Here is a 5,518-nt window from a genome sequence, read left to right on the forward strand (position 1 = left end):
CTTATGAAGTGCTTCATTTGGGTAACGCTAAACCAGACTCTAACGGATTCTACAAAAAAGCCTCTCCTATCATCGACATCAATCCAGACGGCACATTCACTACTAACGATGAATCAGAAGGCGCTACGGTTACTCGAGTAAGGCAAGGTGAATATCTCATTGAAGGTGTATTAGGTTTTAATGCTGATGCAGGCTGGGGTGGTGTCGATGGCGGTATTGAAATTCCACTCGATGTCAATAAACAGCCTCTTATTTGGGTTGACGCTGAAATTAACAAAGACGGCTCTATTCTCGTTAAAACGTATCACCGCACTCATCCTAACGCACCTAAATTCGCCCGTAATGATATTGAGGGTTTTAATGACGGTGACCCAATTGATATTCCTGATGGTCGTTTTATTTCCGTTCGTGTACAGATGCCAGAGCAATCAATCTATAACGTGAGAATGCGTGAGATGGAAGAAGCACAGAAAGCGGAAGAGGAACACAGACAAAAAGAAGAGGAATAGTTTTTCTATTTGTAATTATCATTGAACAATAAAAATAACATTTAAAAGCCATATTTAATGAGGGATATATAAATTATTTATTACCCAATGTAACTGAATGTGTATTTTATTATATGTTTTTTTTTTAAATATTTTTTTAATCTTCTGTTTTTATTTGTTTAAATTCATGCATCATCGTTTTTTGATGATTATTTTTGTTGCATGATAATACGATAATATACTTATATTTTATAGAATTGAGGCTCTTGATAACTTAGGATTTAAATACCTTAAATATTTAAATCAACAAATAACTATTATCTTAATCATCATTATTAAGTTAACAGTTTATGGTTATCTATATGAAAAAATCAACTCTTTCTCTTATCATCGCTTCCGTAGTTTTCTCTAGTAATACAATGGCAGTTCAAGACCCGAATAAGTATACTCAGGATCAACATCACATTATGTTAGACATCATGGAAGTTGAAGCTCATCAGAACGCAACTGACCAGAAAGTTAATAACATCAATGTTAATGTTGAACAAGCCAATCAGAATTCGTCGGAAGCGTTGAATAAAGTAAATAATCTTGAAGGTCGTGTCACGACCAACGAGAGTAATATCGAAGTTTTACAAGACACTAAAGCTGATAAGTCTGATTTGACAGACTTAGAAAACAAAGGTAAGGATTTTGTTGCTGATGTTAATACACGTATTGAAAACACAGCTCAGTATTTGATTGACAATAAAGATGAAATCAATGGTAAGTTAAATGCAGCTGTCGATAACTCGGTAACAAATTATATCAACAGCGAAGGCAGTAGTGTTAATGTAATGGTTAATGGTGCGAAAGAAACGGCAAATGATTTTGACCGTCGTATCGCCGACAACCAGAAAAACATTCAATCTAACAAAGCCAAAAACGAAGCCGTATGGGAATTAACTTTCGGCGGTCAACCTCACTTTAATGACAAAGGTGAGTTCGACGGTTTCTTACGCGCAGAGAGTGACAAGTTAGTTGTTGGCCCTAATGGTGAGTTCTATGGTTATAAAGAAAACGCTGGTCTATACGGCAAGTTTGCTCTGAAAAACCAAGAACAAGATAATCGTCTTAACAATCACACCGCACGTATTGATGGTAATGACAAACGCATCGAAGGACTACAAGAAACTAAAGCTGATAAAACTGATTTAGCAGATTTAGAAAGCAAAGGTCAAGATGCTTACACTGAGCTTAATGGCAAAGTGAACAGCATTACTAATGCAAGCACTACAGTGTTAACCAGCGCAATCAAATTAGGCAACTATGTTAAAGATAACACTGACAGCATCAAAGGTAATATCTCTGGTGTGGTTAATAACGTTATCGATAACTCAGTAACTAATTTAGTAAACAACGAAGGTAGCAAAGTTAACTTAGTAGTTAACGGCGCTAAAGAAACCGCAAATGACTTCGAGCAACGTATTACTAAAAACACTAGTGATATCGCAGCTCAAGACAAAATCATCTCTAAACAAGGTGAGCGTTTAACCAACGTTGAATACACAGCTGATAACAACAAACTGGCAATCACTAAACTTAACACTGAAACTCAGCGTTTAGAAGATGTGAAAGCAGACCGTGTTGAATTAGAAGCCTTAGAGCAGAAAGGTAACGACGCTTACAACAATGTCAATGCTAAAGTTGATTCAGTCACTAATGATGTAGAAATCATTAACAACAAAATCACTAAAGTTGAAGGCGTTGCAGGTTCTATCGTTGCTAACAAAGACGTCATTGTAAACAAAGCAGGTGACGTTTACGAAGGTGTTCGCACAGATATCACTAACGAAATTAATACAAGTGTAAACGCTGCTGTCTCCGGTATTAAAGGTGACATCAATAACTCTTGGGTTAATAACAAAGATGGTATCAAAGCCAATGTAAACGGCAAGTACGAAGGTGCTAAAACTGAAATCACTAACAACGTGTTAAATGAAATCGGTGATATCGCAATCGGTGACAGTGAAACAATTGTTAACATCAAAAATGATATTAGCAAAGACGTCACTAACCAGTTAAAACTTGATGCTAAAGATTTAGCAATTAACATCAAGAAAGATATCGTTGAAGGTAATAACGAATACGTTAACCAAATCAAAGGCGAAGTTAGCAACCAAGTTAACATTGCAAAAGATGCGGCTGAAACAGTGGTTAAAGATTTCCAAGATCAAATCGATGCAACTAACGCAAATGTTGATGGTCAAGTTAAACGTGGTGAAATTGCTTACGCTAACCTGAAACAGCAAGGTGATGATAATTCACAAGCTATCATTAATGTAAGCGGTAAAGTTGACGGTGCGATTGAAGACGGCACTTATTGGATTACTAATTTACAAAACCAAATTGATATGAACGTTGAAGCGGGTAAAACTGAATTAACGAATATCAGTGGCAAAGTTGACAACGCGATTCAAATCGGTGGCGACAAAATTACTAACCTAGAACAACAAATCGTTGAAGGTAACACAACTATCATTGCTGACGTTGACGCTAAGCTTGAGGACAATTCGAAGAAACTCATTGCGATGGGTCAAAACGAATCCAACCGTTTAGAACAAGAACTGCGTAACGACGGTCAAGATGCTTATGATGATTTATTAGTTCGTATCGATAACGCGACTTCTAAAGAAGACGTAGATGCGATTCTTAATGAATACAAGAAACAAGCTCTCGCTAATATTCGCGCAACTGTTACTAAAAATGGCCACGCTGTAGTTGATGGTTTACAACAAGCTAAAGACGATGCTAAACAGAAAGCAGAAGATTACGTTAAGAACGAAATCGACCAAGCTATAGCGGATAATACGCAAGCGGGTAAAGATTACGTTAAAGGCGAAATTGATAATGCAATCGCTGGTATGGTTCCGGGTGCTAATGACTTAGATGGTCGTATTGAGAAATTAGAAAATACAGTCAATAAAGGTCAGGTGATCGTTAACAATGTTAAAGATGCTGGTAAAACTGCGGGTGGTGCGTTAATCAACAAAGCACCAGTAGTAAAGGGCGAAGTAATTGCTAAAGCGAATACTGCTATCAACGCAGGTCGTACTATCAATGACAAAGCGAATGAAGCATTAGCTATCGGTGCTAACAACACAGTAGCGATCAATCAAGAACGTACGGATCGTATTCAAGGTCAGCGCGAAACATTGAAAACTTCTATGGCTTATACTGACTCTCGTTTTAACAGCATGCAAAACCAAGTAGATGCTAACCGTAAACGTGCAGCAGGTGGTATCTCTGGTGTTTCTGCGATGACAAACATTCCACAATTGTCTGGTTCGGCTACTTATTCATTTGGTGTTGGTATCGGTGGGTTCGATGGTGAGCAATCAATTGCAGCGGGTGGCTCAGCTCGCATTAAAGATAATGTTGTAATCCGTTCATCTGTATCCACATCAACTGAAGGAGAAATGGTGTGGGGAGCTGGTGTTGGTTTTGAATGGTAATTTAAATTAGTATTTTTTAAAGAAGGCCTCAAATGAGGCTTTCTTTATTACTTAAAAACTCCAGCATTGATTAACTTTACGTAAAATAATCATTATCCATCTTTAAGTGACAATAGCTTTTCACACCATGTATCAAGCGTTTCACGTTTTTCTCTTAAATAATCATATCTATCATAATGCTTTTGAGAAACTCCTGGTCTTTTGTGGTTTTGCACCATATCCCTTAATTCAGAACTAATTCCCATCTCTCCAGCTAATGTTTTAAATGTTCTTCTCACATCTCTAGGTGTAAATTTCTCAAACTCATTTTTCTTACAAAATTTATTTAATTGTTTAGCGTATTCAGATGTTAACAGGTGCCCTTCTTTGGTGTCAGCAGGAAACAGATAATTTGATGTTGGATACAAGAGCTCTTGGATATTCAGAATATCAATAGCAGGCCGTACCAAAGGGATCACATGATAATCGCCTGTTTTTGAAATGTGGGGTGGGACCGTTAATGTATTGTTCTTTTTATCCCAATTGTCGCGAGTATTAGCCAGAATTTCCCATGGCCTTTGTCCTGCGGAATAAACGCAAAATAGAAATAGACGCGCATAATCTGAGTTAATAGGGCATTCTATGGTAGGCTTATTGAATAGCTCTAATAATAGTCTCAGCTCATCCCATGATAAAAATCTATCTAACGCTTTATCTGCACCTTTTTGTCTAGGAACCACAGTGACAGGATTTCGCTCCAACCCATAAATAACGCGCTCGTTTATTTTTGCTGGATCATTATCGGCAAATAAACCGAAGTTGAATACCGCATGTAGGTTTGCTCTTACCTTGTTTGAGCCAGCTAAAGCACCTCGGGAGATAAACTCAGAAAGTATTCTTTTTATATGATCTGGAGTCACATCTTTTGCAGGCATAGAGGCATCAATATGCTTACTATCTAGAACCTGATTTAGTCTGTTTCGAGTTTTATCATATGAACGCTTGCCTTGTCGTTTTTGATCTTCAATGTAATCATCAAAAAGCTGTTTTACTGTGGCGTGTTCATATTTAATTCTCTCTGGGGATAATGATTCGGTAGCAGCTGCTACGGATTTTACTGCAGCATCTGCTAGTGATAAATTAGGGTAATCACCAAGCGATATAAATTTCTCTTTTCCATCTTTGAAGTAGCGGTAGACGAAAACTTTTCTTCCAGATGGATATGTTTTTACACCAAGGCGTCCAGTGCCTCTAGTCGCTGATGCTTGCCAAGTATAATACGCAGATTTCTTTGATTTCAGTCCTCGTATTTTACTATCAGTCAGTAATACGCTAGCCATAACTAATTTCCATTTACAGGTTGTTTGCGGGTCAAGTAACGGGTCAAGTAACGAAGAAATGATATGAAACTAGCTGAAATCATGCAAGGTATATAAATCCTTATAAATCAAAAAGATGAAAACTTGTGAAATTATATAAAACTCAATGAAATCAGTATGTAACGCCCTTCTAAGCCGTAGGTCACAGGTTCGAATCCTGTAGGGCGTACCATTTAAA

Annotated in this window: 3 protein-coding genes; 2 read left to right on the top strand and 1 reads right to left on the bottom strand. The window is 37.4% G+C overall.

From position 1 onward, the window contains the following. The coding region (locus tag DK865_RS18575; RefSeq protein WP_456107124.1) for a phage tail fiber protein at window positions 1-509 on the top strand (509 nt) is incomplete at its 5' end. Window positions 510-850: 341 nt separating this feature from the next. Further along, the gene (locus tag DK865_RS18580; RefSeq protein ID WP_162556645.1) at window positions 851-3,982 is read left to right on the top strand and encodes a YadA-like family protein; all 3,132 of its coding nucleotides are present in this window, start codon (window positions 851-853) and stop codon (window positions 3,980-3,982) included. Between the two features lie 92 nt (window positions 3,983-4,074). Here DK865_RS18580 and DK865_RS18585 read toward each other — a convergent pair whose 3' ends face one another. Then, the gene (locus tag DK865_RS18585; RefSeq protein WP_109392561.1) at window positions 4,075-5,301 is read right to left on the bottom strand and encodes a tyrosine-type recombinase/integrase; all 1,227 of its coding nucleotides are present in this window, start codon (window positions 5,299-5,301) and stop codon (window positions 4,075-4,077) included. Window positions 5,302-5,518: the final 217 nt, after the last annotated feature.

The organism is Proteus cibi (assembly GCF_003144405.1).
In the GTDB taxonomy this organism is placed as follows: Bacteria; Pseudomonadota; Gammaproteobacteria; order Enterobacterales; family Enterobacteriaceae; genus Proteus; species Proteus cibi.

What these genes read in the sequence shown, in the direction of transcription:
- DK865_RS18580 (WP_162556645.1), top strand. Translation starts at nt 851, where the DNA reads ATGAAAAAATCAACTCTTTCTCTTATCATCGCTTCCGTAGTTTTCTCT.
- DK865_RS18585 (WP_109392561.1), bottom strand. Translation starts at nt 5,301, where the DNA reads ATGGCTAGCGTATTACTGACTGATAGTAAAATACGAGGACTGAAATCA.